Origin of the sequence: Effusibacillus lacus, assembly GCF_002335525.1 — a bacterium.
Classification (GTDB): Bacteria; Bacillota; Bacilli; order Tumebacillales; family Effusibacillaceae; genus Effusibacillus; species Effusibacillus lacus.
This window is the reverse complement of the sequence record NZ_BDUF01000027.1, coordinates 1-1,844: the sequence shown is the minus strand read 5'-3', so window position 1 is coordinate 1,844 and position 1,844 is coordinate 1. Positions and strand designations below refer to the sequence as shown.

1 protein-coding gene is annotated in these 1,844 nt (G+C 49.7%); it reads right to left on the bottom strand.

Annotated elements, in window-relative coordinates; all coding sequences use genetic code 11:
* Positions 1–159: 159 nt before the first annotated feature.
* Positions 160–1,674, bottom strand: a complete 1,515-nt coding sequence (locus EFBL_RS06700; protein ID WP_096181371.1) for a transposase — start codon at positions 1,672–1,674, stop codon at positions 160–162.
* Between the last annotated feature and the right edge of the window lie 170 nt (positions 1,675–1,844).

The window sequence follows — 1,844 nt, the reverse complement described above, 5'->3', positions numbered from 1 at the left end:
ATAGTAGCTCGGAATTAGAGACATGATTCTGAGTCTGAATAAGGGGTGAAGTGGCTACAATCGTTCATTTTTGTTTAGTTTGAAAGCCATTTTCTAAAAAAGGGAATACCAAATAACCCGAAACATCGGGTTTTTGAAAAATATGTAATAGACGTGTTGCTATGCAGCCAGATGGCCTTCAAACCATTGGTCAAGTGAAGGCAGGTTGGCTTTCTTGGCTTCTTCCATCCAGGCATCTGCATGCTGGCACATGGCAATTAAGTAGACGCGAATATTCCAGTGACGAGAACTACGGCCCTTAGAGAATTCCAGTTTATAATCGATTTTTTGACGTTTGATACAGCGTTCCACTCCAGTCCGTAGGGCATATCGCTGTTTCCACTCTTTGCTGTCGCGTCTGACGCGAGGAAAGAGTCGCGGATTATCAGTGGTGGATGTATAGAAGGTCCTTCCGTACTCGGAAGGTGAACACGGATGAGGGCATTCCCATTTCCCAACTTTGGCGGGACAACGCCATTTGACGCGTTGACGACCGGGGCATTTGCCCCAACAAATCATCTTCCGACCAATGGGGCAGACGGGAACTCCATCCTTATCAATTTCCATGTCGTTGTATACCAGCTTGCCGGAACGCCTGAGATTCAGGTCGATGATCGCGGAAACATCATCGTGTTCCAGCATGGTATAGATCGGGAGGGCGTCGTGGGCGGAATCCAAGATCGCCTCTCCCACTTTCCAATCTGGATACCAGTGACGAAGTTCGCGGTATCCGCAAATCCAGGACACGGAGTCATGCCAGCTGGCGCGAAACAGTCGCGGATAGACTGGCAGATCGTAGGGACTGTCCGCAGCACAAAACATGTAGAGGGTTCGACCGTAGTAATATTTCTCACGGTAGCTGTCCCAGCCCCAATCGGCATCGGGATCGGAGAACTGGCGCTCACAGGAACATTTCCAGTTGCCTTTCTTGCGGCAATCGCAAAGGAACTTTCCGTACGCCCTTGCTCCTGTTTCGACGGGGGAACCATCCCCGATGACGCGAAAGGAGCTTGGATCCCCCAGCAACCCTTTGGCTGCAGAGGGAAGGACAAACAAGGTTTGAAACAGTTGTTGAAGCAGGTCGTGGGCTTTCGGAGAGTAGTGAATCTTGTCGGAACGCAGGGCACGAGCGACCAATTTTTCAGTAATCTTCGGGTTTTTGGGTTCTTGTTTCTGGTTCTTCTTGCCTTTCTTTCTTGGTTTTCGCTGCTTCCTCTTGTTCCGTTTTGTAAGATGCGGAGAAGCAGCGAGCCAGAGCCGCCGGAAGAAATCGTAGAACGTCCCGACACCCGGAGTGGAATCAGGGGGAAAACCGCTCAGAATCGCATAGACAGGGGTGGTACGAAGCGAACGAACCCAGTCATCCACGCTCATCTGGAATTTGGTCATCAACAGAGTACTGCGAAGCAAATCCGCGGGGTCACGGGGTTTTCTCCCTTTCGTCTTGGAGGAATAGCGATCTTTAAGCAAGGAAGCGGTCTGGGACAGATCGATCGAAGTGGCCCAAAAAATCAAATCGGAGTAAAAACATTGCAGGAGCACCTTGGAAGCTGGAGTGTGGTACTCCAAGTGAAGTTGTTCCACAACGAACTGCAGGTAGGCTTCATGAGAACGAGCAACAGGAATCACGAACATCACCCAACCGTCTAGTAGTAGGCAATTAGATGCCTCCATCGCGATTGTTGGGGTGATTTGAAAAAGTCAAGAGGAAAATTTGTTCGCACTCCTGTTTTGGGGGTGAAACAATAAATGGCCCTAGTCAAGAGACTGGAGCCAGCAAGGGAAATTTAATTCCGAGAAGCTAT

What these genes read in the sequence shown, in the direction of transcription:
- EFBL_RS06700 (WP_096181371.1), bottom strand. Translation starts at nt 1,674, where the DNA reads ATGTTCGTGATTCCTGTTGCTCGTTCTCATGAAGCCTACCTGCAGTTC.